The sequence below is a fragment of the Massilia sp. genome (genome assembly GCF_032106685.1).
Taxonomy (GTDB): domain Bacteria; phylum Pseudomonadota; class Gammaproteobacteria; order Burkholderiales; family Burkholderiaceae_D; genus Telluria.
Window position 1 is genome coordinate 1 of sequence record NZ_DAMCPG010000014.1, and the last position, 25143, is coordinate 25143.

22 protein-coding genes are annotated in these 25143 nt (G+C 64.1%); 15 read left to right on the top strand and 7 right to left on the bottom strand.

Going from position 1 to position 25143, the window contains the following annotated elements:
• Positions 1-198 precede the first annotated feature (198 nt).
• The 3 genes from RT688_RS10260 to RT688_RS10270 all read left to right on the top strand — a co-directional run bounded on the left by RT688_RS10260 (position 199) and on the right by RT688_RS10270 (position 4208).
• Positions 199-405, top strand: coding sequence for a heavy-metal-associated domain-containing protein (locus tag RT688_RS10260; RefSeq protein WP_313704779.1), 207 nt, complete (start codon positions 199-201; stop codon positions 403-405).
• Positions 406-492: 87 nt separating this feature from the next.
• Positions 493-2865, top strand: a complete 2373-nt coding sequence (locus RT688_RS10265) for a heavy metal translocating P-type ATPase (protein ID WP_313704780.1) — start codon at positions 493-495, stop codon at positions 2863-2865.
• Between the two features lie 185 nt (positions 2866-3050).
• Positions 3051-4208 (top strand): acyltransferase, encoded by a 1158-nt coding sequence (locus tag RT688_RS10270; RefSeq protein ID WP_313704781.1) that lies wholly within the window; start codon positions 3051-3053, stop codon positions 4206-4208.
• Between the two features lie 90 nt (positions 4209-4298).
• Here the strand turns inward: RT688_RS10270 and RT688_RS10275 are convergent, their stop codons facing one another.
• Genes RT688_RS10275 through RT688_RS10285 form a run of 3 tightly spaced genes read right to left on the bottom strand, consistent with a single transcriptional unit; the run spans position 4299 to position 8571 of the window.
• Complete coding sequence (locus tag RT688_RS10275; RefSeq protein ID WP_313704782.1) at positions 4299-5588, bottom strand: hypothetical protein; 1290 nt, start codon at positions 5586-5588, stop codon at positions 4299-4301.
• A gap of 14 nt (positions 5589-5602) precedes the next feature.
• Positions 5603-6874 carry an ATP-dependent helicase gene (locus tag RT688_RS10280; protein WP_313704783.1) on the bottom strand — a complete coding sequence of 424 codons (1272 nt, stop codon included), beginning with the start codon at positions 6872-6874 and terminating at the stop codon, positions 5603-5605.
• Complete coding sequence (locus tag RT688_RS10285) at positions 6871-8571, bottom strand: ATP-dependent nuclease (RefSeq protein ID WP_313704784.1); 1701 nt, start codon at positions 8569-8571, stop codon at positions 6871-6873. The genes RT688_RS10280 and RT688_RS10285 overlap by 4 nt, the downstream gene beginning before the upstream one ends.
• A 168-nt stretch (positions 8572-8739) precedes the next feature.
• Here RT688_RS10285 and RT688_RS10290 point away from each other — a divergent pair, with 168 nt between their 5' ends.
• Entirely contained in the window at positions 8740-9807 is a 1068-nt protein-coding gene (locus tag RT688_RS10290; protein WP_313704785.1) for a DNA-binding protein, read from the top strand.
• A gap of 184 nt (positions 9808-9991) precedes the next feature.
• Entirely contained in the window at positions 9992-10990 is a 999-nt protein-coding gene (locus tag RT688_RS10295; RefSeq protein WP_313704787.1) for a hypothetical protein, read from the top strand.
• Between the two features lie 1461 nt (positions 10991-12451).
• On the opposite strand, the gene RT688_RS10300 is transcribed toward RT688_RS10295, so the two are convergent.
• A complete protein-coding gene (locus tag RT688_RS10300) occupies positions 12452-12817 on the bottom strand; it encodes a hypothetical protein (protein ID WP_313704859.1) in 366 nt (121 codons plus the stop codon).
• A gap of 216 nt (positions 12818-13033) precedes the next feature.
• Between RT688_RS10300 and RT688_RS10305 the strand changes: the two genes are divergently transcribed.
• Together RT688_RS10305 and RT688_RS10310 are read left to right on the top strand one after the other, a co-directional pair.
• On the top strand, positions 13034-13492 hold the full coding sequence (locus tag RT688_RS10305; RefSeq protein WP_313704788.1) for a PRC-barrel domain-containing protein: 459 nt from the start codon (positions 13034-13036) through the stop codon (positions 13490-13492).
• Positions 13493-13626: 134 nt separating this feature from the next.
• Complete coding sequence (locus RT688_RS10310; RefSeq protein WP_313704789.1) at positions 13627-14460, top strand: aldo/keto reductase; 834 nt, start codon at positions 13627-13629, stop codon at positions 14458-14460.
• A 22-nt stretch (positions 14461-14482) separates the two neighbouring features.
• Here RT688_RS10310 and RT688_RS10315 read toward each other — a convergent pair whose 3' ends face one another.
• A complete protein-coding gene (locus RT688_RS10315) occupies positions 14483-15598 on the bottom strand; it encodes a hypothetical protein (RefSeq protein WP_313704790.1) in 1116 nt (371 codons plus the stop codon).
• 158 nt (positions 15599-15756) lie between these two features.
• On the opposite strand from RT688_RS10315, the gene RT688_RS10320 reads away from it, so the two are divergent.
• Positions 15757-16185: a DUF2501 domain-containing protein gene (locus tag RT688_RS10320; protein ID WP_409521904.1), complete on the top strand. Its 429-nt coding sequence runs from the start codon at positions 15757-15759 to the stop codon at positions 16183-16185.
• A gap of 137 nt (positions 16186-16322) precedes the next feature.
• On the opposite strand, the gene RT688_RS10325 is transcribed toward RT688_RS10320, so the two are convergent.
• Entirely contained in the window at positions 16323-18542 is a 2220-nt protein-coding gene (locus RT688_RS10325; RefSeq protein ID WP_313704791.1) for an NADP-dependent malic enzyme, read from the bottom strand.
• 350 nt (positions 18543-18892) lie between these two features.
• Here RT688_RS10325 and RT688_RS10330 point away from each other — a divergent pair, with 350 nt between their 5' ends.
• From RT688_RS10330 to RT688_RS10360, 7 genes are all read left to right on the top strand, one after another.
• Entirely contained in the window at positions 18893-19369 is a 477-nt protein-coding gene (locus tag RT688_RS10330) for a hypothetical protein (protein ID WP_313704792.1), read from the top strand.
• Between the two features lie 109 nt (positions 19370-19478).
• A complete protein-coding gene (locus RT688_RS10335) occupies positions 19479-19859 on the top strand; it encodes a hypothetical protein (RefSeq protein WP_313704793.1) in 381 nt (126 codons plus the stop codon).
• A 13-nt stretch (positions 19860-19872) separates the two neighbouring features.
• Entirely contained in the window at positions 19873-21288 is a 1416-nt protein-coding gene (locus RT688_RS10340) for a TolC family protein (protein WP_313704794.1), read from the top strand.
• 15 nt (positions 21289-21303) lie between these two features.
• Positions 21304-22695, top strand: a complete 1392-nt coding sequence (locus tag RT688_RS10345) for a copper oxidase (protein WP_313704795.1) — start codon at positions 21304-21306, stop codon at positions 22693-22695.
• A 22-nt stretch (positions 22696-22717) separates the two neighbouring features.
• The gene (locus RT688_RS10350; protein WP_313704796.1) at positions 22718-23161 is read left to right on the top strand and encodes a DUF411 domain-containing protein; all 444 of its coding nucleotides are present in this window, start codon (positions 22718-22720) and stop codon (positions 23159-23161) included.
• Positions 23162-23189: 28 nt separating this feature from the next.
• Positions 23190-23546 (top strand): copper-binding protein, encoded by a 357-nt coding sequence (locus tag RT688_RS10355; protein ID WP_313704797.1) that lies wholly within the window; start codon positions 23190-23192, stop codon positions 23544-23546.
• Positions 23547-23790: 244 nt separating this feature from the next.
• Positions 23791-24234 carry a nuclear transport factor 2 family protein gene (locus RT688_RS10360; protein ID WP_313704798.1) on the top strand — a complete coding sequence of 148 codons (444 nt, stop codon included), beginning with the start codon at positions 23791-23793 and terminating at the stop codon, positions 24232-24234.
• 227 nt (positions 24235-24461) lie between these two features.
• On the opposite strand, the gene RT688_RS10365 is transcribed toward RT688_RS10360, so the two are convergent.
• On the bottom strand, positions 24462-25085 hold the full coding sequence (locus RT688_RS10365; RefSeq protein WP_313704799.1) for a hypothetical protein: 624 nt from the start codon (positions 25083-25085) through the stop codon (positions 24462-24464).
• Positions 25086-25143: the final 58 nt, after the last annotated feature.

Consider the following 25143-nt stretch of genomic DNA (forward strand, 5'->3'; position numbering starts at 1 on the left):
CGGGCGACAAGCGGAAGGACCACGAGTTCTAAGCGACCGTCCTGACGTTAATGGCCCCCAGTGCCGCCGCATTACCAGGCCGTGCGGCGGCAATGAGGGACGGGCGAAAAAGATTGACCGTCACCGCTCATGGCGCTTGACCTTCCGATGATGGGAAGGTTTACAGTGCTTACAGACCGTTCAAACAGGAGGTACGCTATGCATACGTTCAAGGTAGAAAAGATGTCGTGCGGTGGATGCGCCGCCCGGGTTACCCGTGCCGTGCAGTCGATGGACCCCGAGGCAAAAGTCGAGGTATTGCTGAACGACGGCCTCGTCCAGGTGGATAGTGCGGAGACGGCGGATGCAATCGCAGAAGCCGTAACCGCTGCCGGATATCCGGCGAGCCAAGCCGCGCGGACTTGAGCAAGAATGTGTGCCGGAGTAGTTCCGGCACACATCGACTACACGTATGAAGCGAGTTCGATGTACGAGACCAGGAAAGATTCCAATATGAACGACCTGTCGCAGCATGATCACGAGGGACCCAAACATCATCCCGGCCATGGCTCAGGGCACGGCGCCGACCATGGGAACGGGGGCGGCGAGAAGCCGTTCACCGACCCGGTCTGCGGCATGAAAGTCGGAGCCGATCCAGCCAAAGAGATCCAGTACGAAGAGGCGACCTATCACTTCTGCAGCACGAAATGCATGGACAAGTTCCGCGCGGCGCCCCGGCAGTACGTCGGTGGCGCAAAGCCCGCGCCGGCGGCGGCCGCACCGGAAGGAACGATCTACACCTGCCCGATGCACCCCGAAGTCCAGCAGTCGCAGCCCGGCAACTGTCCGATCTGCGGCATGGCGCTCGAGCCCATGCTGCCGTCGCTGGAAGAAGAAGAAAATCCGGAGCTGGTGGATTTCAGGCGCCGCTTCTGGTGGACCCTGCCGCTGACCGTCATTGTGACCGTGCTTGCGATGGCCGGACACCGGCTCTTCCCGGCTGGCCTGGCGGGACAGAGCTGGATCGAGCTCGTACTGAGTACGCCCGTCGTGCTGTGGGCCGGGTGGCCGTTCTTCGCGCGTGGTGTGCAGTCGCTCCGCAATCGCAGCCCCAACATGTGGACGCTGATCGGACTCGGCGTTGCAGCCGCCTACGGCTACAGCGTGGTCGCGACCGTCGCGCCTGGGCTCTTTCCGCGGACTTTTCTGATGCACGGGCGTATCGGGGTCTACTACGAGGCGGCCGCGGTCATCATTTCACTGACCCTGCTGGGTCAGATTCTGGAGCTGCGTGCGCGCTCCCAGACATCCGCTGCGATCAAATCGCTGCTTGGCCTGGCGCCGAAGACGGCGCGCCGCATTAATGCCGACGGCAGCGAAGAAGACATTCCACTGACCCATGTCCACGTCGGGGACGCGCTGCGCGTGCGTCCCGGGGAAAAGGTCCCTGTCGACGGCGTCGTCCTTGAAGGCGAAAGCGCAGTCGATGAATCCATGCTGACCGGCGAGCCGCTGCCCGTTACCAAGCGACCAGGCGACAAGGCGATCGGCGCCACCATCAATACCAGCGGCAGCCTGGTCATCCGCTCGGAAAAGGTGGGGGCGCAGACGATGCTGTCGCAAATCGTCCAGATGGTGGCGCAGGCACAGCGCTCACGTGCACCAATGCAGCGCCTGGCGGACGTGGTTGCCGGCTACTTCGTGACGATCGTGGTGGCCATCGCCGTGCTGACGCTGCTTGGCTGGGGTTTTTTCGGGCCGGAACCGAGCTGGGTATACGGCTTCGTCAACGCGGTCTCCGTGCTGATCATCGCCTGTCCATGCGCACTCGGGTTGGCGACGCCAATGTCGATCATGGCAGCGACTGGCCGTGGGGCCACGCAGGGCATCCTGTTCCGTGATGCGGCCGCCATCGAGGGCCTGCGCAAGGTCGATACCCTGATCGTCGACAAGACCGGCACGCTCACCGAAGGCAAGCCCGCGTTCCACTCCGCTGCCGCAACCCCGGGCGTGAACGAGCAGGAAGTTCTGCGGATTGCCGCCAGCATCGACCAGGGCAGCGAACACCCGCTGGCCCACGCGATCGTCACCGAGGCGCGCACCCGCGGACTGGCTCTGGCAAAGCCGGAGACCTTCGAGTCCTCCAGCGGCATCGGCGTGCGCGGAGTGGTCGAAGGTAAGCATATCGCCCTGGGCAACACCGCGCTCATGGATATCGAAAAGGTCGCATGGCAACCGCTCGCAGACCAGGCGGAAAGCTTGCGTCTCGAAGGCGCAAGCGTCATGTACTTGGCGGCGGACCGCCAGCTCCTTGGACTTGTCGCCGTATCCGATCCGATCAAGCAGACTACCCCGGAAGCGCTGGCTACATTGAAGGAGGCCGGGATCACGGTCGTGATGGCGACCGGCGACGGCCTTACTACCGCGAAATCGGTGGGCACAATGCTCGGCATCGCGGAAGTCTATGGCGAGGTTAAGCCGCAGGACAAGCTGGCATTGGTGGAACGCCTGCAGGGGCAGGGCAAGACGGTCGCGATGGCCGGCGACGGCATCAACGACGCCCCGGCGCTGGCCAAGGCCAATGTCGGCATCGCGATGGGGACGGGCACCGACGTCGCCATCAACTCCGCGCACGTCACACTGGTGAAGGGCGACCTCCGCGGCATCGCGCGGGCGCGTCTGCTGTCGCTGCAGACGGTACGCAACATGCGGCAGAACCTGGCCTTCGCGTTTGTCTATAACGCGCTCGGGATTCCTCTCGCCGCAGGACTGCTTTACCCATTCACCGGCCGCCTGCTGTCGCCGATGATTGCGGCGCTGGCGATGAGCCTGAGCTCCGTGTCCGTAATCACCAACGCGCTTCGGCTGCGCGGAACAGCAAAGTAACAGGAGCCGCTTGTAAGTAGAAGGAAACGTAGGCGTTTGGTGCCGCGATACAAGAACATGCATCCGGGCATCGCGTTTTTGGCGGCTTGGCTCGGCCAACGGCCTGCAGCTTGGGACTCCTCAGAATATCAACATCGGTTGGGTTATATCGTCACTCCGAACTTGTTCACTAAGGAGCGGCGGTCATGCCGAAAATCACGATACTGAAGAAAACAAATCTGCAGGAAGACAGCTGGCATTCGATGTTGATCTCGCTGTTCAGGGGATGGGCGGCGTTGGAGGTGGCCGCGGCGCATCTGCGTGCCATGACCTATCCCGGCTTCGGTGAGGTAGCGAATCCGCCCGTGCTGTTCGTGGGGCTGGCTTTCAGCACGGGCTTCGCTTACCTGGCCGTGATGGTTTTCTTCGTGCTCAGTGGCTGGCTGGTCGGCGGAAGTTTCCTCAACAAGATGGACTCGGAGCGTGCGCTCCAGCATTACGCGGTCGATCGGGTTTCGCGCCTGTGGGTCGTGCTGGTGCCGACCTTCGTGGTCGCGCTGCTCGCGGGCGTCGCCGTCGGCGTGGTCGATCCGGCCCGGGTTTCGTTTTCGGCAGACAACCCGTATTCGGTCAGCGCCTTCATCGGCAACATGTTTGGCCTGCAGACGATCCTCGTGCCTTCGTTCGGCGAGAACTTCCCGCTGTGGAGCCTGGCCAACGAGACCTGGTATTACGTGCTATTCCCGCTGCTGGTACTGGTGTTTCGAGGCAGATCGATCGCGTGGCGGGCTTCAGCGCTGCTGGCGATCGGCGCCATCGTCCAACTGGTCACGCCCGAGATCATCCTGTACTTCTCGATCTGGCTGCTCGGCGTCGCCTTCTCGCGGGTGAAGATCGAGGCGGGACTTCTCCTGCGGTGGGTACTGCTGATCCTGGCCGCCGGCAGCGCCGTCCTCATCCGCCTGAAGGGCACAAACGAATTTAATCTGGAAAGCTATCCGCAATTCCTGATGTTTAGCTTACTCTTCGGACTGTTCCTGTGCAGCATGCAGTTCAAACGCCAGCCGTCTCCCAAGCTGGACCGGCTGGACCGCACCGGGAAATTCTTCGCCGATTTCTCCTTTACCCTGTATGTGCTGCACGTGCCGCTGATTCTCGTGATGGTGTATCTGATGCCGTCGCTGCTCGGAACCAGCAAGCTCTCGCCCCACATCCTGTCCCATTACCTCGTCTACGTGGCGATGTTCCTGGTCCTCGTGGTTGGCAGTTACCTGTTCCATCTGCCGTTTGAGGCGAATACGGGTCGCGTGCGCCGATGGGTGAAGGGGCAGCTGTTTACGCGTGTCGGTACGGTTCGGACTTGATGGTAGGGCGGCCGGGGGAGGGATTGGGGCGCTCGCATCGATGCGCCTACTTGGATTTAACCAGTGGGGTGTTGCGAAGATTGCTGGAGCTTAGCTCGGTGGCGCGTTGTCGTAGCAGTCACGCACGTTGTACCATTCTTGAGGAATGCCGGAGAAGGTAACGGTCATCGCAGCTAGTTCTTCTGCTGAGACGGTCCTCGGTGTTTGCTTTAGAGGGGAGCTGAATTCGGCGGCAAACCATGCCAGGGACTGGAACTCGAGCGCAATGCGACCGAACAGGCTTTCGGAAATCCGAAACACTCCTTTCATGAGGTCAGCTGGGTCGTGGCAGATCTGGATCGCGGACATCCCGTCAAGCAGCATGGTTGCGTGAATGCCTTGTTGTGCGAAGAGAACCTTGAGCTGAGCGAGATCGATCAGGACCAGAATAAAAATCTCCTTCCGCAAAAAGCGAAGTAAATGCAGAGAAGTCAGCGAAAGCGTGAAGGGATAGTAATGCAGCCAGGTTGCGTCGGGTACGAGCTGCACGGCCAGCGTTGATGGGGTGAACACGAGCGACAGTTCGGCGAATCGCTCCGGCTGTCGGCTTGCGATGTAGTGGAGGCCGGGTTCAGGAGAGACAATGGCAAGCCCGGTTTGTAAAGCCTCGGCAATGCAGGCATTGGCCGCCTCCTGGAAGCTGACTTCAGAGTTCAGCAGCGAAACGCGCTCGACGCTTGGTATCCCCCTGAATACTGCCGCGCCGTCGTTGGCGTAGAAGTCGGTGATCGCGCGAAGGTTCTCGGCCTGCCTAATGGTACGGGCATTCTGGTTGCTCGAAGACTTGATTTCGAGGGGTAGGGGATCTGGGCCGGCGAGTGCGCATAGGTCGCCGTGACGCACGACGTTCGTCAAGTCAGCCATCACAACCGGGACGTCCATGCGGATCCCCATTTTCAGATACTTGTACTCCTGCCGAAAGCCCGGCTTCAGGCGGCCATTTACGGTGAGGAAGCCGGCATCTTCCTTAACCTGATATTGCGCGTCGTAGTACAGGTGCTTCAGGCTGTATTTGTCTTGGTACGTGAACGCGATGCCATCGCCGAAGCAACGCCAGAGGAACATCAAGTGACGCTGCTCGGCGACGGCCCGCTCGCCCCGCGCGATATCGTCCTTGATCGACTTCGCCTGGTCTCTCGTCGGGCGTGGAACTGCAGACAGCCGCTTCTTTCGAGCGGCACCCAGTGCCTTCAGCCGCCGTACCCTGCCTTCCGCCGCAGTAATGCGGCGGATCAGGAACCGCTGCAGCTCGAGGACCAAGTCGAGGCGCTCCTTGTCCTCGTAAATCGTGTGCAGCAAGAGTGTCGCCTGCGCGAGCCTCCAGGTGTAACTTTCCAACATCTTTAGAAATCCTTCTATTGCACGGCGACGAACGGCGGCTTGGCGAGCGAGTCCTTTGACTGCACGAGGACTAGGCAGCGCGACTTTGCGCGGGTCGTCGCGTTGTAGAGGAGCCGTCGTTTGTGTTCCGCATCCCCCTTGACTGCGGCGGGCCACAGTACAATGACATTGTCGAACTCCCTGTTTTTCGCGCCGTGAACAGTCATTGCCCGAAAGCCCCGTGCGTTGTCAAAGGCGAACCGGCGCCGGTTGGCGAACGACTGGCGGATCACGAATTCCAGTTCCTGCGCCGTGAACAGGTGGCGTCCCTTTGCGCGGCGCTGCCGGTCCAGGTAGTCGGCCACGTCGCTGAGGATGCGGCCGTCGCCGGCATTGCCGATCATGGCCTTCGCCTCGATCGCCGACAGGTCCCGGTCGAGCTTAAGCTGCTCCAGGTACTCGGTCTGCATTTTGTCTTCCGAACGTTCCCAGGGAATCGTATAGGGGCCATTGTTCTGCTTCGTAGTGCGTTCGGCGACCCAATCGACGACCGCGGTAGCGAACTGCCCGCCCGAAGGCGTGATCACAGCGACGCTCTTGTGGCGTGCATACCAGCCGAGCTCGTTGGCGAGAAAGGTCCCGGCCAGCGCCGTATTGAATGCGGATTTGATCGCAAACACGCCTGCCGAGAGCGGAGCCGCTCCCGCGCGCAGCGCCGCCGCTGCTGCAAGCAGGGACGGAACGGTCGTGCGTCGAGGCAGCTTAAGCTCGATTTTCTGGTCTGCCTGCGCAAGCCAGGCAGCGGCGGGGCTCGGTCGCAAAGCCTCGTCGAGGCACTGGAACTCGTCGGCGGCGACGAACATGCAGACGTGGGGAGCGAGTGCGCCCAGGATAGCGAGCCGATCCTGGTTCAGGTCCTGGGCCTCGTCGAGAAGAATGACCGGAAAGGACCTGGCGACCCAGCCGGCAACGCCGTCTTGCCCCAACAGGACTGCTGCAGCGGCGCAGATGCCGGCGTAGTCGCCGACGGCGGGAGCGCGGATGCCGAGTGCGCCCAGCAGTGACTGCCAACGGTGCGCGATACGCCAGGCGAAGCTGTCGATCGTCGCGGATTCGTATGCGCGACCCGGTATCGCAGCGGACGCCAGCCGCTCGTCAAGGCGGCGCCGCGATCCGTGCATGAAGGTCAGGGCCAGAACCTTCTGCCCATCGCTTAGCGGGTGCTCGTGAAGGTGCTCCTTCAACCGGGCCATCAGCTGATGGGTTTTCCCGCAGCCAGCAGCGCCGGTAAAAGCGTGAATGCTCATGGCCGGAACACCCAGGTGCCGCCGGCGTCGCGTACGAAGCGGCCTGTCTCGATATCGGCGCAAGCGCAGGCTATAGCGTTGAACAATTCGACCGCGCGGTTCCGGCAGGCCGGAATATTAACGATGGCGTCAGCGACCATCTCATAAGCGACGATATCCATCTTGCGCACCTTGAGCCGCGCCACGACATCGGCTACGCTGGCCGGCACGTTTCCGCCGATGTCGGCCAGCAGCGGAACACATCCCGCCTCGTCGGCAGAAAGAATCCATCCGACTGCGTCTTCGACCATTGCGCCGTCGTTCCAACGAATGACCGACGGCGGAGGCGAGGGTAGCGCCTGCAGCCCGGCAATATAACGCAATCCGTCCTGGTCACCGTCGACCAGGCAACATGCGCGCGGATGCACCGGGTACAGGATCTGATAGGTTTCCACCACCTTTGCATCCTCGGTTGGCAAGATACCGACCTCAAGGCCGAACGGTCGGTCCATGTCCGCAACCCATCCCTCTGTGAGCAGAAGCGGGCGCAGGATCGTACGCAATAGGTGGTAGTCTGCTTTCCCCTCCGGAATCAGGAGGGGGGCTGCCAGGAATGGGCTGACGCTCAAGAGGCCGTCCTGATTCTGCAGCACCAGCACCTCGGTCGGATCGGCCAACGCGGCGACCGTAGGCGAATGGGTAGTGATGAACGTCTGCGTGGAGAGTCCCTGTATTCGGTGCACCAGCTGCAGTTGGGTTGCCGGTGACAAGTGCAGTTCAGGATGCTCGAGCGCCATGGCGAATCCTTCGCCCTGTTCGGCTCGAGTCCGTCCAAGCTCAAGCAACAGAAGAACACCCTGCAGTGACACAAGCCCCGCGCCATGGCGGCCTGCTGGTATCGCAACGCCTCGTGTGGTGAAATGCGCGGAAACGGCATCGAGTACGGAACGGCTGTCGGTGCCGGTAATGCGCAACTGAACCTCTGGCGCACCTGGAATGCAACGTGCGAGCTCGGCATTGACGCGCTGGAGCAGGGGAGCGATACGCGCATCGGATTCGATCGGGTTGCCAGGTACGCGCAGCCGGTCGCGCTCGGCCAGGATCGCATCCGCAGGCTGGGCGGCGGCGACATCGACCGCGCGCCTGAACAGCTCGCTGCCCCAAGACAAGGTCTTGTCCCATGCTCGGTTCGACCGCACCACGAACAGTCCCAGCTGCTGAATAAGCCTGTTGGGCACGGTGACAGGCGCATCCTCGGCGAATGGATCGATTTGCTGATCGTGATCGTGGAAATATCGAGCGATGTCAACCGAAAGCGTATCGCGGTCGAAATATGCCTGGCACCCAATTTGGCAGCACAGGCGCCACGCGGCATCGGTTCGTACCGGGTGTACGAGCCCGGTGGTTTCGTCGAACCACTTCGGTATCGCGCGGCCATCCCTGAACCAATCGATATTCTGCTCGGGATCGTCGCCAGGATATCCCGTGATAGTCGCGACGAGCTCGATGCGGTCTTGTGGCTGAGGGTCCGACCCGTAGAAGTCATGTTCGGTCAGCTCGCGCACTAGCCGGTCCCGTCCGAACAGCAAGGTCAAGGCCTCGATAATCGTGCTCTTGCCGAAGTTGCTTCCACCGACGAGCATCGAGTGCTTGCGGAAAAAGATGAAGCCCTCGCGAATCCCGCGGAAATTCTTGATCTTGAGGGTGGCGATATGCATGGCGACGTCGGTTGACAAGAAGCAATCACTTTACTCCATCCAAAGACGAAGTGAAAGATATGGCAACACGACGCTATTTGACATTATAAGAATAATGTCATATTTTCAAAGCAGGGCGTCTGAGTTCGTACATATTACGTAGTAATATTCATTACGAGAGAGGCTCCCATGCTTGAGCACAATGATCTGGATGCTGCATTACAAGTAGATGTGGAAAAGCTGCGGGGAGAATATCCCCGGACACTCGACCTCTATAAAGAGGTGTGCGTCGTCATGTTTTTCCGGTATGGCATGACGCCAACCGCGAATAAGCTGTATCAGCTAGTCCGCAAGGGAAGCATGTCGGCCCCGACCGAGGCGTTGCGCGCTTTCTGGGCCGGCCTACGGCGGTCGGGCAAGGTGGAGCTCGGCCAAGCGGATCTACCAGAAGACCTGGCGCATGCCGCCGGCGACCTGGTGTCAAAGCTCTGGAGCTCGGCCCAGGCCGCCGCGAGCGAGTCCCTTGAAGAGCTACGGAAGGCTGCGGGGCAAGAACGCGATTCGGCACTCCGCGACAAGCAGTCCATCCAAGGTCAACTCGACGCCGTGAAACGAGAACTGCAGGAATTAGCAGCGAAGTTGGAGCTTGCATCCCGAGAGAACGCGACCTTGCGTGAAGAAGCAGCTGTGAGTGCGGCAGCGGCTGTGGAGATGAGTAGCAAGCTTTCCGATGCGCGCCAGGCTGCCTCAGAAGCGGCCGCCCGGCTGGAGGGGATCCGTACCGAGCACGCGGCTGAGATCGAGAAGATCACGGCAAGGATTACCCAAGCCGAAGAGCGCTATGCCGCATCGGAACATCGCGCCCTGCTCGAAATTGATCGTGAACGTACTGCCGCGACCAGATTGGAGAAAGCGCTCGAGTCAGAGCGGTCTTCGTCTGCGGCATCGTTGCAACGACTTCAGTCCGAGCTAACGCATGCTCAGATCGACGCCGCGAAGCAGGCAAGGGACTTCGCCGCGCTTGAAGAAAACCTCCGGAGCGCAATCGAAGAGCGAAACAATGCGCGGGATTTGGCTCCCCAGTTACGAGCTACCATCTCGGACTTAACGGTTCAGGTCGCAGCAGAGCGCGCCCGCGCGGAGGTGCTCGACGAGCAACTCAACCGTCTCTCGTCGAAGCGGACGCGCACAGTCAAACCAGGTCAGCAGCGGCGAAAGCGCGCGGCGCAGCGATCTAAAGCCAAGCCCTCCGCATGACGGCGGCGGATGCCCAGCAAACGACAAGGACCTGCCAGCACCTTCTCCGCGCCTCATCAGGGGAGGGCTAAGGCCGCCGTCCCGCTTTCATTCAAAAACAGCTGAACTAATGGCGGGTTGCAGTTATCATAAGATGAACTCCTGCAGCACAGGTATTTCCTAAACTTGGCGAAAGGGAAGGCCCATGACGATCTCGAAGGACAGCAACCGCCGTGCCGATCAGCAGCTGGACTCTTCGGAGTCTGGGCGACATCCGACAACTCACCCAGTGAGTCTGGAAAGCCATCCCGTCTGTCGCCGCGAGTATATTTTCCCGACAATGCAATTGGAAGAATTAGCGGCTCGGGTCGACGAGTGGATTAAAGCTGGGGTGCAAGACGCAGTTATATTCGCACGACCAGGGATGGGTAAATCGTTAGGCATACGATATGTTAGTCAACATCTATCCCAGCAATTTCCCGATATCGGCTGCGTGACAATACACGCCGGGTCTTTCCCGCGGAGCGCGCGTGGAACAAACCGGTCGTTCCTTGAAAAACATATTTTGGAGCCCATCGAGCGCGCAGGTCAGCGCTTTGCGGTGCTCTGGGTTGATGACTCAGAACGCCTGGACCCAGCGACAGTCGACATTTTGCGCCGGGTACAAGAGGAAACCAAGGCGAGGAAAATCCAATTACTTACGCTATATGTTGGTCACCAGAGATTACGGGTTCTAAAGCAAACACGGGTGTCCTTTGCATCCGACTTGCCCACGATCGTCCCAGCCGTACAGGCCGAAGAATTTGAGCTCCGGGGCTTGCGATCCCCAACGGAAATCGAGCGCTGCCTCGAGACTTATGATAATGCTTGGTTCCCTATCGGTAGCGACTGGTGTTACACCCGTTTCTTTCTACCCCAGGCATATCTGAACGGGTTTCGGCTGGCGACGCACGCACGCGATCTATGGCAGGCATTTGTCGAGGAAGGTCGGGAAAGTTTTCCGGACACGTTGACAGAGGTGCCGATGTTATATTTCGCCAGAACCGTCGAACAAGCCCTGATCGACGGCGCCAATCGCGATCACGTAAACTTCACTATCGATCGCGAACTTTGGAAAAGCGCTGTGCAGCAATCTGGTTGGAGGGAAGAGCAACTGTTCCAGCTCGCGACCCGCGAAATGTATGGAGCAGATGCCCTCTGCTAAAAGGGAAGTAATTACTCGATCTACATCGAATTGCGTCGTAATGCGAACTCGACATTAGGTTTTATATTGTCGAGTTGGGCATTTTCCAAATTTTATTCGGAACCGGAGCAGTGATCCCTGCTGAGTAATGATATTTTGGCCGCTTGACTGCTTTTGGATTTACTCGTTCACCGGCCAGGCGATCAGAATCACTTGCAAAACATTGCGCATTGCGTATAGCACTCGACCTGGCCGCAACCGATAGCGTCGCATCGAACCAGACCGCAATCCTTTCGTCCGGAGGAAATCATGCTAGAGAGACCGTTAGGTGTGCCCGCTGAGTCAAATTCGGGGCTTGAAGTCGTTGTCGAGCAAAAGATAGTTCGAGGCGACGCTGCGAAAGGCACGCGACCTTACGTATGCATCGATCAGGTTAAATATACTAATGAGTCGCTCGCGAGCATGCCGGAAGCGATCGGTCATAAACTGATTGTCCAGTTCGACGCGCGTGACATGCGAACCGTGCGCGGACACCTCGAATCTGGCGAAGATGTTGGGATCCTTACAGCGAGCAAGACGTGGTCGGGGCAACGCCTCTCGCGGGCCACTCGAAAGGCAATCATTTCCCTCTCTGCCAAACGGCGAACGCAAACAACAATGGCGGATTATCCGCTCGATGCCTTCGTGCGAAGCAAACTCGAGCAACCATCCGGCAGCGCACGGTAATCTACGCTGCACGTCAGCCCCGCGTTGTTCCGCGGCGACTTCTTTACGTCCACTGGCACGACGGAGGATGCTGACTTTCAATTCCCGAGCTGTGCCACTGATTGCCGCCTGGGCGGCGCAACCAGTGGCCCCTGTAGGCTCGGACACCTCACTTCAGCCAATCGCGGCCGCCGAATGCGTTCGTGATTATTCTGCCGAGGCGTCATGCCGCGTATCCGCGCTTCGCCGGCGTCCACTCGAAGTAAGTAAAGGCTGCTGGATTTGCCCAGAGTTTGACAGCATGGGACTCGATCACAACGCACGGAGGGACGAGTCCTAGGGGCAGGCTTCCGCAAGCGTCTCCAAGCGCTTATAGAGAGCGGCAGACGCAGGGCTACAGGCCACGCACAGAAACGTCCAAAGTTCTTATGGAGCCGAGGAGGCAACTGAACCCTATGGATGTCTCAAAATTAGTTCGCAACTTCCGGCGAGTCTCAAATTTAGTTCGTCTAAGTGTACACTTTTAGTTCGCCGGAAGGCGACAGGGGACGCGGGAACCGCTGAGTCCATACTGGATTTAACATAATATAGATTATGCGGCCTTTGGTGTTCATGGACGTCGCACCCGGCGAACCCTGCGTTTGCCGCACAGCGAAGCCCCATCCGACCGGATGTCGATGCCTCGCCCCTTACTGATCCAGTCCGGACGTTTGCCTGCTTCAGCCGCGCGCCCGGCGCCGCTCGCGGCGGTGAAGCGCGCTCATTTCGCGCGCCGCTTCACGGCATATCCGTAGTGAACCGGCCAATCCGGCTCCTCTTCGAGCGCATGCTGCGCTTCCAAGCCCAATACGGTTCGCGCAACGGTTCGCGCCTGGGCAGCACCAGGTCTCCGTCGCCTCCGGTAATGATGATCCGGTTCTCCAGGCTGCCGCCGTCCTGGTCGTCCCGCTGGTTACCATAGGGCGACAGGAACTGGTGCAGCAGGTATCCGTGCGCCGTGTGGATTTCCAGCGCCCTTAACCCGGCTGCAAACACGCGCCGTGCGCCCGTCTCGAAGGCGTCGCCGATGGCGTCGATGCCGGTTTCGCCGAGGGCGACGGGTGCCGGATCGTCCGGGTGGAACAGCGTCGGACCGGGGGCCATCACGGGCCAACCGCCCTCCTCGGGCCGTTTTCAAGTTCGCGCCAAGGCAGTCCATCATCGCGCGCGAGGCGCGGCTGCCGCGCTCGAAGGGGCGAAAGCGCGAGGCAGGCTTGAGCCAGATCAAGGCCGCGTCACCTTCACCCGCGCGCGGTGCACTCGCTCCCCTGGTGAACGGTCCTATGGTGAACGGGACCGGATCGCCGTAAAGGAGACATCATGAAACGTATCGCCGCACTCTTGACGATGTCGCTTGCTCCGCTCTGGGCTGGCGTCGCATCGGCACAGGCGCCCGCGCAGTCGACCACGCAGTCGACCGCGCAAGCGCCAGCCGCCCCGGTTGCCGGCCGGGCGCTGCTGGGGGTCACCGTGATCCAGATGGAAGAAGTCGTCGTCGGATGGAGCACCAAGCGTGACCTGCTCGGCAAGACGGTGGTCAACGACAAGAACGACAAGATCGGCACGATCGACGACCTGATCATTTCTCCAGGCAAGGCTGGCACCACGCCTGCCGCCTCGTATGCGATTATCGGCGTTGGCGGGTTCCTGGGCCTCGGCAAACGCGACGTTGCCATCCCGGCCGAGCAGTTGAAGCTCCAGAATAAACAGCTGACCTTGCCTGGTGCGACGAAGGAAGCGCTGAAGGCCATGCCGCCGTTCGTGTACCAGAAGAAGTAAGATTGGCCTGCGGATACCGTTGACGACTCCGTGGGGGTTTTCGCCAGTTCGAGGCGTGCGCCCCCTTCATGGTGAGCCCGTGCCAGAATGGCGCTTTCTATCGTGCGGGTTGTTGTTTTCACAAAAGGAGAGTCATGCGCTACACCGAACTTCCCTCCGGAGAGCACGTGCCGGTGCTCGGCCTGGGCACCTGGCACATGGGCGAACGTCCCGAGAAGCGGCAGGACGAACGCGATGCGCTACTGTCCGCCGTCGACAACGGCATGACACTCATCGACACCGCGGAAATGTACGGCGACGGCGCCGCCGAGGAGCTGATCGGCCAGGCGCTGGGCGGGCGCCGGACCGATGCCTTCATCGTCAGCAAGGTCCTTCCCCACCATGCGACGCGGCGCGGGACGGTCGCCGCCTGCGAGAACAGCTTGCGCCGGCTCGCCACCGATTACATCGACATGTACCTGCTGCACTGGCCTGGCGCGGTGCCGCTCGAAGAGACGCTGGAGGCTTTCGATGCGCTGCTGCGCGCGGGGAAAATCCGTTACTGGGGCGTCAGCAATTTCGACACGGCGGACATGGAGGAACTGCTCGCCCTGCGTGGCGGGACTGCCGTGGCGGCGAACCAGGTGCTGTACAACCTGGCGCGGCGCGGCATCGAGTTCGACCTGCTGCCCTGGTGTCGGCGGCGCACGCTGCCGGTCATGGCGTACTCCCCGCTCGAGCAGGGGCGCTTGCTGGGCGATCCCGAGCTGTTGCGCCTTGCCGCGGAATATGCCGCGACGCCAGCCCAGATCGCCTTGCGCTGGGTGCTGCGCGACGATGCGACGATCGCCCTGCCGAAGGCCGGCACGCCTGGCCACGTCAGGGAGCTTCAGAGCGCGCTCGACCTGCCGTTGTCGCCGCGGGACCTGGCGGCGCTGGATCGGGTCTTCCCGCCGCCCGAACGCAAGGTGCCGCTGGAAATGATCTGAGGCATCGAGGCGCCATCGCCGGCTACCTCCCACGAGGCTGCGCGCGGCCGCCGGGCATGCCGGCCACCAGCGCCTGCATGGCGCGCAAGCGCTTCTCGTCGAGCAGGAACGCGTTCGAGGCCGCCGCTCGCGCCACCAGTTTGCGGTGCAGGCTGAGCCCCGCAGCGGGATTCATGCCCAGCCTGCGCATGTTCTCGAACGCCCATTTGTCGGCGCGGTCGAACACGCCCGCCGCCACATGGCTGACGCCGGTCAGCGAGGCCCGGTTTGCCGCCGACTGTGCCATCAGCGAGGCCGCCTGCCCCGCAAGCTCGGCGGCCGCGATCTGGCCGGTGGCCGAGGTTCCGGCGGCTGCGGCGCCTGCCCGCGCCGTTGCGACCGCGCTGCTGGTGGCAAATCCCAGCCCCAGCACGGAAAGCCATTTGAAAGAGCCAACCATGAAGGCGTAGCTTTTCATGCGCGCGCCGCCCTCCTCGGACAGTCCCTGCGTCCACAGGACGATCCATTCCGCTTCATCCGCGCTCAAAGGCTGATGAAAGACCTCGAGCGGATGCACGGACTCGCTCCAGTGATAGCGCTGCAGCGCCGGATCGAGCGGCGGTGCGACCAGCACCCGGCCGCGGCACAGCCTGAACGGCGACACTGTGACCTCCTCGCCGGAGCCGAGCTTCAGGCTGAAAGGCTCGCCCCGGTCGCGCGCTTCCACCAGCCTGTCCGCCATCCGCAGCTTGTTGCCGCTCTTGTAGCCGTCGACTTTAGCGAGCACGTCCCCGGCGCGCAGGCCGGACGACGGGTCGGCGGCGATCACCGTTAGGTTTTCGTCCAGGCCCAATGCGCGCACCCAGGCGACGCGGCTGTCGTCGTCGAGGCCATAGGTGGACATCGCATCAAACGGCAACTCATACTCGCTGGCGCAACCGCTGCCGGCGGCCGCGGCCGACCGGACGATGGCCGGGCGGAACGAGATGGCCGCCTCGCTGAAGTCCCGCATGTTCGCGATGAGCCGGCTGTCCAGCGGACGGCCGTCGTCGACCGTCAGGGGCGCCGTCCCGCAGCCTGCCAGTCCGGCGAGGAGAAATGCAACGGTGAAAGCTGACGTGAAGGCCGCGGTAGAAGCCGGGTTCGTTCTCTTGAACACCGCTTTTTCCTCCCTCCCCCGCAAATTATGCAAACCGCCGTTCGCTAGCAATGGGACAAAGGGCGCATTGCCAGCGATGGGGCCGGGAATCGGACCAAGGACCCATTGCGCGCACGGCGTTCCGGGCCGACCATATCGGTGAGAATCCGCGGAGGTGCATGATGAAACATCTGATGTCGGGGCTGGCGCCGCTGGTGTTCGCCGCAACGCTCCTGCCGTCCAGTGCGGATGCCCAGGTCGAAGGCCTGTTAAACAAGGGCGGCCACGGCACCGGCCTGAAGGGACTGGCCGGCATGGCGAGCGGACCCATGACGTCCGGCAGCATGGGGAATGTCGCCGGCCTGCTGCAGTACTGCATCGGTAATCATTACCTGAGCGGCGAAGGCGCGTCCTCGGTCAAGGACCAGCTGATGGGCAAGCTCCCCGGCGGCAGCGAGACCAAGGACCCGGGCTACAGCGATGGCCGGAAGGGCCTGCTGCACGGCAGCAACGGCAACCTGCTGGACCTGAGCGGCGGCGGCCTGACGGCCGAGGTCACCCGGAAAGCCTGCGATACGGTGCTGGCCCAGGCCAGGTCTTTCCTGTGAACCCGGTGCGCGGGCCGGGGCGTCCGGGCCCGCTCTGTCGTTCGTGTTCGCCGACGAAAGTGTGGAGTTTGCCGGCGGTTGCGAGGCATGCGCCGGCTAGAACACGCACGCCGGTCCGGCCGGCGTGCGTGTTTCGGTCAGCGCACCCCGGCCACGGCCAGCGCCGTCATGTTGACGATGCGGCGCACGGTCGCGCTCGGGCTGAGGATGTGCACCGGCTTGGCCGCGCCCAGCAGGATCGGGCCGACAGTCACGCCCTTGCCCGCCGCGACCTTCAGCACGTTGAACAGGATGTTCGCGGCGTCCAGCGACGGCATGACCAGCAGGTTGGCGCTGCCGGCAAAGCCGCCCGCTTCCTCGCCTGCCGGCTGGTACAGCCGGCGGATCTCCTCGGACAGCGCGGCGTCGCCATGCACTTCACCGATCAGGGCCAGTTCCGGTGCGCTTTGCGCCAGGATCTCGCGCGCTTCGCGCATCTTGCGCGCCGACGGACGCTCCGACGAGCCGAAGATCGAATGCGACAGCAGCGCGGCCTTCGGCTCCAGGCCGAAGTGGCGCAGTTCGGTCGCGGCCAGGCGCGTGATGTCGGCCAGCTCCTGGGCCGACGGCGCGTCGTTGACGTAGGTGTCGGTAATGAACAGGGTCAGCTTGTCGAGCACCAGGGCGTTCATCGCCGCCAGCGCGCCGGCGTCCGGCGCGGTGCCGATCACGTCGCGCACGTGGGCCAGGTGGCTGTCGTAGCTGCCCTGCATGCCGCAGATCAGCGCATCGACTTCGCCGGACTGCAGCAGGCGCGTGCCCTGCAGGGTGGCGTCGGCGCTGCCGTCCGGCTCGGCCAGCACGTAGTCGACGTCGCGTTTCAGGCGCAGGCCGGACTGCTTGACGGCCTGCTCCACCGCTGCCGCCGTGCCGATCAGGACCGGCTTGGCCAGGCCTTCGTCGACCACGGTCTGCACCGCACGCAGCACGCGCCCGTCGGTGCCTTCGGCGTAGGCGACACGGCGCAGCTTGGCCTTGGCCTTGGCGAACACCGGCTTCATGAAGAAGCCGGTATGGTAGATCATCTCGCCCAGGCGCGCGCGGTAGGCGTCCATGTCGGCGATCGGGCGCGCGGCGACGCCCGAGCTTGCTGCGGCTTCGGCGACGGCCGGCGCGATCGCCGCCATCAGGCGCGGATCAAAGGGTTTCGGGATGATGTACTCGGGGCCGAACGTCAGGTCCTGGCCGGCATAGGCCTCGGCCACGGTGTCGTTGGCTTCGGCCTCGGCCAGGCGCGCGATCGCGCCGACGCAGGCCAGCTTCATCTCGTCGGTGATGCGGGTCGCGCCGCAGTCCAGGGCGCCGCGGAAGATGTAGGGGAAGCACAGCACGTTGTTGACCTGGTTCGGGTAGTCCGAACGGCCGGTGGCGACGATGCAGTCCGGACGCGCGGCCTTGGCCACTTCCGGACGGATCTCCGGTTCCGGGTTGGCCAGGGCCAGGATCACGGGCCGCTCGGCCATGGTCTTGACCATCTCGGCGCTCAGCACGCCGGCGGTCGAGCAGCCGAGGAAGACGTCGGCGCCGTTCACGATGTCGGCCAGCGTGCGGGCCGCGGTATCCTGGGCATAACGGGCCTTGTTGGCTTCCATGTTGGCTTCGCGGCCCTGCCAGATCACGCCCTTCGAGTCGGCGACGAAGATGTTTTCCCGCTTCACGCCCAGGCTCACCATCATGTCGAGGCAGGCGATGGCGGCGGCGCCGGCGCCGGAGGCGGCCAGCTTGATTGCACCGATATCCTTGCCGACGACCTTCAAGGCATTGATCAGCGCCGCGCTGGAGATGATCGCGGTGCCGTGCTGGTCGTCGTGGAAGACCGGGATGTTCATGCGCTCGCGCAGCTTCTTCTCGATGTAGAAGCACTCGGGCGCCTTGATGTCCTCGAGGTTGATGCCGCCGACGGTCGGCTCGAGCATGGCGATGGCGTCGACCAGCTTGTCCGGGTCGTTCTCGGCCAGTTCCAGGTCGAACACGTCGACGCCGGCGAATTTCTTGAACAGGCAGCCTTTGCCTTCCATCACCGGCTTCGAGGCCAGCGGGCCGATATTGCCCAGGCCGAGCACGGCGGTGCCGTTGCTGATCACGGCGACCAGGTTGGCGCGCGAGGTGTACTCGGCTGCAAGGGCCGGGTCGGCCGCGATTTCCTCGCAGGCGTAGGCCACGCCCGGCGAGTAGGCCAGCGACAGGTCGCGCTGGTTCGACAGGGGTTTGGTGGCGACCACTTCGATCTTGCCGCGCACCGGGCTGCGGTGGTATTCGAGCGCGTCAGCGCGCAGTTGGGTATCGTCGTTGTCGTCGCGCTTGGTGTTACTGCTCATGTTGCTTCCTTAAATGATATGGCTATCCAGAAGTACCTCGGGCTGGCGGGCCAGGCCATGTTATCGCAAGACCCGGGACGCGGCCCGTCCAAAGTACTATCGGGTCTGCTAGTTTAACCGAACGGCAAGCTTTGCTCCCGCAACGCGCCCGGCGGCCGGCGCGGGTGGCGAAAGAAACGGCGGCAGAAGCGGCCAAAGAAGCGGGCGAAGATGCGGACGAAGATGCGGACGAAGATGCGGCCGCCAGGCCGGATGGCGAGTATCCGGGCCTGGCCCCGGTGGTGGCTTGACGTTGGTCAAATACAAACTTGTTACTACGCGAAAACTGCCGTGCTATACTGGTTCGACCTATGAACCGTCTGCTCACGACATTGCTGATCTGGCTCCTGATGGCCGCACTGCCGCTGCACGCGGCGGCTGCCTCCATCAACATGTCCTGCGCGCCGGTTCCACAGCACGTTGCCGCCCAGCCTGGCGGGCACGAAGCGCATGGCTTGCACGCGGCGCCAGCCGATGCCCATGCCCACCACGGCGCCCCGGTCGCCCATGCCGCCCATCACGACAGCGCGGCCGATTCCGGTCACCAGTCTGGCCACCATTCCAGCGCCGATTCCGGCGCCGATCAGGACACCTCCCAATCCAAGGCCGGCAAGCTGTCGCATTCGTCGTGCAGCGCCTGCTCGGCATTCTGTGCCGGCGCGGTGGCGCCGCCCTCCATTTCTCTCTTCCTGCCTTTCCTCGACGGTTCCGAGGCGGTGCGCGTGCCGCCCGCGGACCTGCTCGCGGGCTTCATCCCCGACGGTCTCCAGCGTCCTCCCCGGCAATAAATCCGCCTGATCGATAGGGACGGATCACCGCGGCCAGCTGCCGCCGGCGCTCCATCCCTGGCTTCGGTGCGCGCACGCGCACCCCTGTTACCGATTTCGAGGATAGACCATGACATCCAAGCTTTGGGTTGCGCTTGCCGCCCTGCTCGCTGCCGGGGCTGGCGCACAGGCCCAGCAGGGCGGCCGTACGCCCGCCTCCGCCAACCCCGACAACCCCGCCGATCCCGCCGCCGCGGTACCCGCGGCCGGTTATGCGTCCGCGCTGGCGGATTATGCGCCGGCCGCGCAGGCCGTCGCCCCGTCCCCCGACCGCGCCTGGCGCGCGGCCAACGCGGCCGTCGGCGGCGCCTCCGGCCACGACGCCCACGCCGGCCATACCGGAAACCATGCGCCCGCACCGGCAACCGCCCCCGCGCCTGCCCGGCCGGCGCCGCAACGCGCCGCGCCCGCCTCCGCGAACCAGCACCAGCACCAGCACCAGCATCACTGAGCGAGGCCGGACAATGACAACAACAATCCTCCTGCCGGCACTGCGCCGGACCGCGATTGGCATCGCCGCCCTCGCCCTGGCCGGCTGCGCCGGCTTTTCCGGGGACGGCGGCCTGGACGCCGTCTCCACCCTGACCAGCGAGCGCATCGGCCAGGATATCCGCCTGCAGCGTGCCGCAAGCCAGGCGCCGGCCGCCCAGGCCGAACTGGCGCAACTGCTGAAGCAGCCGCTGTCGGCCGACAGCGCGGTGCGCGTGGCCCTGCTCAACAACCGCGGGCTGCATGCCTCGCTCCTGACGCTGGGCGTCGCCGAAGCCGATCTGGTGCAGGCGGGGCGCATGGCCAACCCGTCGATCGGGTTCAGCCGCATGTCCGGCGGCGGCGAGACCGAGATCGAGCGCAGCATCATGTTCGACCTCGTCGGCCTGCTGACCATGCCCCTGCGCCGCGACATCGAAGCGCGCCGCTTCGAGGGCGCCAAGCTGGTCGCCGCGACCGAGGCCGTGCGCCTTGCCGCCGACACGCGCAAGGCATATTTCAATGCCGTGGCCGCCGTGCAGTCCGCGCGCTATGCGGAGCAGGTGCGCGAGGCGGCCCAGGCCGGCGCCGAGCTGGCCGCGCGCATGGCCAGGGTCGGCAACCTGAGCGCGCTCGACCAGGCGCGCGAGCAGGCCTTCTCGGCGGAAGCGACCGCCCAGCTGGCGCGGGCCCGCCACAACGCTACGGCGGCGCGCGAACGGCTGGTCCGCCTGCTGGGCCTGTGGGGCGCCGATACCGACATCGCGCTGCCCGAACGCCTGCCGGATCTGCCGGCCGCGCCGCGCGAAGCCGCCGACATCGAGTCGCTGGCGATGCGCCAACGCCTGGACGTGCAGCTGGCCAGGCTGAATGCCCAGGCGACGGCGCGCGCGCTCGGCCTGTCGAAAGCGACCGGCTTCGTCAACGTGCTCAACGCCGGCTACGTCAACTCGAGCAAGACCGGGGCGCCGCGCGAGAACGGGTACGAGATCGAGCTGGCGCTGCCGCTGTTCGACTGGGGCGGAGCCCGCATCGCGAAGGCCGAGGCGCTCTACATGCAGTCCGTGCACCGCACCGCCGACACCGCCATCGTCGCCCGTTCCCAGGTGCGCGAAGCGTATTCCGCCTACCGCACCAGCCACGACCTGGCCCGGCACTATCGGGACGAGATCGTCCCCCTGCGCAAGAAAATCTCGGAAGAGACCCTGCTGCGCTACAACGGCATGCTGATGAGCGTCTTCGAGCTGCTGGCCGACGCGCGGGCGCAGATCGGCGGCGTGAACGCCGCCATCGAGGCGCAGCGCGACTACTGGATTGCCGACACCGAGCTGCAGGCCGCCATCACCGGCGCCGGCGGCGCCACGTCCGGCCTTGCCGCGGCCACTCCCGGCGAAGCCGCCGCCGAACATTGAATATGGATGAATGAGATGAGTTCCCGTCGAGATTTCTTTACCGGCGCCGCCGCCCTCGTCGGCGCCGGGCTGGTGAGCCGCGCCGGCGCGGCCACGCTGCCCGAAGCGCCCGTCATGCAGAACGCGGCCACCCAGCCGCCGCCACCGCCGCCGAATGGCCGCCCCTACCATCCTGTCGTCACCCTGAACGGCTGGTCGCTGCCCTGGCGCATGAAGGATGGGGTCAAGGAGTTCCACCTGGTCGCCGAACCGGTGGTGCGCGAGATTGCCCCCGGCATGAAGGCGAACCTCTGGGGCTACAACGGCCAGAGCCCGGGGCCGACGATCGAGGTGGTCGAGGGCGACCGCGTGCGCATCTTCGTCACCAACCGGCTGCCCGAACACACCAGCATCCACTGGCATGGCCAGCGCCTGCCGAACGGCATGGACGGCGTCACCGGCCTGACCCAGCCGGGCATCGCGCCGGGCAAGACCTTCGTCTACGAGTTCGTCGCGCGCCGTCCGGGCACCTTCATGTACCACCCGCATGCCGACGAAATGGTGCAGATGGCGATGGGGATGATGGGCTTCTGGGTCACCCACCCGAAGAATCCGGCCCAGCACGCGGTCGACCGCGATTTCGTGTTCCTGCTGAACGCCTACGACATCGAGCCGGGCAGCTATACGCCGCGCGTCAACGAGATGCTCGACTTTAACCTCTGGACCTTCAACAGCCGCGCCTTCCCCGGCATCGACTCGATGAACGTGCGCCAGGGCGACCGCGTGCGCATCCGCGCCGGCAACCTGACGATGACCAACCACCCGATCCACCTGCACGGCCACGAGTTCGAGGTGACCGGCACCGACGGCGGCTGGACGCGGCCCGAATCGCGCTGGCCCGAAGTGACCACCGACATCGCGGTGGGCCAGATGCGCGCCATCGAATTCGTCGCCGACGAACCGGGCGACTGGGCCTTCCACTGCCACAAGTCGCACCACACGATGAACGCGATGGGGCACGACGTGCCGACCCTGATCGGCGTCGACCACCGCGGCGTGGCCGAGAAGATCGCGAAACTGGTCCCGGACTACATGGTGATGGGCGAGAAAGGCGGCTCGATGGGCGACATGGAGATGCCGCTCCCGGACAACACGCTGCCGATGATGACTGGCCAGGGGCCCTTCGGCGGCATCGAGATGGGCGGCATGTTCACCGTCGTGAAAGTGCGCAAGGACCAGAAGCGGGGCGACTACGGCGATCCGGGCTGGTACCGGCACCCGGCCGGGACCGTGGCCTACGAATGGCAGGGCGCGGCACCGGCCGCCGTGCGCAGCCGGGACGCGGGCGGCCAGGCCATGCCCGCGGCGAAAGCGCCGGAAGTCGAACTCACCGTCCGCAAACCCCAGGGCCACCAGGGCCACCACTGACACCGGAAAAGGAGAACCACGCATGATCAAGCGACTCGTCGCACGTTCGGCCCTCGCGGCCGCCCTGTCCATCCCCCTGCTCGCCGTCGCCGCGGCGCCGGTGATCGCGGTCTTCAAGAGCGAATACTGCGGTTGCTGCGCGGCCTGGGTCGGGCACTTGAAGGCCAACGGCTTCGCGCCCCGGGTGGCGAACGTTCCGAATCCCTCGGACTACCGCGCACGCGGCGGCATCCCCGACAAGCTCGGCTCCTGCCACACCGCGACGATCGGCGGCTACACCATCGAAGGCCACGTGCCGGCGGCCGAGATCAAGCGCCTGCTGGCGGAAAAGCCCAAGGCCAGAGGATTGGCCGTGCCGGCCATGCCGCTCGGCTCGCCCGGGATGGAAGGCCCGCGCCAGGATCCCTACGACGTGCTGCTGGTGCACGCCGACGGCAAGACCACCGTGTTCAAGCACTACAACTGAAGCGACCAACCCAAAGAGAGGAATAATAATGAAGACACTGTCGACGCTGACCCTGGCCATCGCGATGGCCGCCGCCACCCCGTTCGCCCCGGCCCAGGAAGGCGGACATGCCGGCCACGGCGCACACGACGCCCATGCCGCCCATGCGTCCCAGGCCGCACCGGCCCTGACGGATGGCGAAGTGAAAAAGATCGACAAGGAGACCGGCAAGATCACCTTGCGTCACGGCGAGATCAGGAACCTGAACATGGCCGCCATGACCATGGTGTTTCGCGTCAAGGACGCGGCCATGCTGGAGCAGGTGAACGTGGGCGACAAGATCAGGTTCGCGGCCGACCGCGACAACGGCGCCGTGGCCATCGTGCAGCTGGAAAAAGCGCAGTAACAGGCGCACAAGCAGGCGCGGGAGTGGGCGCAATCGGCCATCCCGGCGCCATCGACCATTTCCCTGCCGCGCCTTCCCTGCTAAGCTCGGTGTTGCATCCAGGACAGCAGGCGCGCGCCGGGAGCGGTCCGCCTTGCGCGCGGCCGGCCCGTCCTCGCCGGGTCCCGGCCGTGGCGATCGTCGCGGGGCCTTGCCGCCCTGCCACCGATGGCTTCCTCGACAAGAAAGACACAAAGGAGACACCATGTTCAAAAACGCAGTGGCGGCATGCCTGCTCGGCGGCGCCATGTTCGGCCTGCACGCAAGCACCCTGGCCGCCTCGCCGAAAGAAACCGTCGCGGCCTTTCACGCGGCGCTCGCCAGCGGCGACCGCGACAAGGCGCTCGCCTTCCTGGCGCCGGAGATCGCTATCTACGAAGCCGGCAACGTCGAGCGCTCGCGCGACGAGTATGCGGCTTCCCACCTGGGCGCCGACATGGAGTTCGTCAAGGAGGCCAAGCGCACGGTGCTGAAGCAGTCCGAACGGATCGACGGCAACACCGCCGTGGTCTGGGAAGAGACCGAGACCAGCGGCACCTGGCGCGGCAGGACCGTCCACACCCTGGGTACCGAGACCGCCGTTCTCGAAAAAAAGGGCGACCACTGGAGCATCGTGCACGTGCACTGGTCGTCGCGCCGGGCGAAGTAAGCCGTTCGCGCGGGCGGGCACTCCCGCGCAGCGGACGGTGGCGCGGGACGGCGCCACGCCTGCGCCGCTTGGCGGCATGCCACCAAGCGGCGTCCATCGCCAACATTAGCGCCTGCATTGCAGGCAAAAGCGTCCGACCCACACCACATCCTTGCCATTTTGTTGTTGAACGACCGCCTCGATCAATACCCCTCCCGCTGTGAGCGAACCATGCCATGCCTCGCTAATCAAACCAGCGTTCGCAGCAAGCGGTGCCGATACCGCGAACGGGTGTCACATCCTTCAATGTTCTTCGATACGGGGTAAATCATGAGGAAACTTACATTGTGTGGTCGAGGCCTTGCAGCAGCCGCCCTACTGGCATCGTCCTGTGCCGGGGCCCAGGACATGGTGCCGATCCAGCTGCCGCAGGAAGCGGATCTGGCCGGGCCTTTCAGGCGGCGCCGTCCGGCCTGGGCATTGGCGAGGATCGCGGCCAGGGGCAGGTTCAGTTCGTGCACCAGTGCGGCGCTCAGTTCGCCGAGCAGGCCGACGCGCGTCAGGTGGATCAATTGATCGCGCCGCACACGCAGTTCGCGTCCGCGGCGCCGTTCGACGCCGGCATCCTGGACGATGGCGTGGCGGCCAGGATTGCGGCCGGCCGGCCGGCCGTCGGGCTTGCAGCGCACGCGGCCCCGCGCCGCCATCGGCCCGCGACGGCGCGGCAGCGGATGCGACATGCGCAGGCTCACCCAACGCAGCCGCGCCCTAGCCGGAATCGAACCGAGGGCCATGTTTTCCTCCCCTGCGTCTACTGCGCAAGCCTGGGCGGTCGCCGCCGCCTTGCCGCGATCCTGGGCGATGCGCGCCATGCCAGGCCCGCCCATGTGGCCGGCACCCAACCGCCATCGCCATCGACGTATTCTAGGA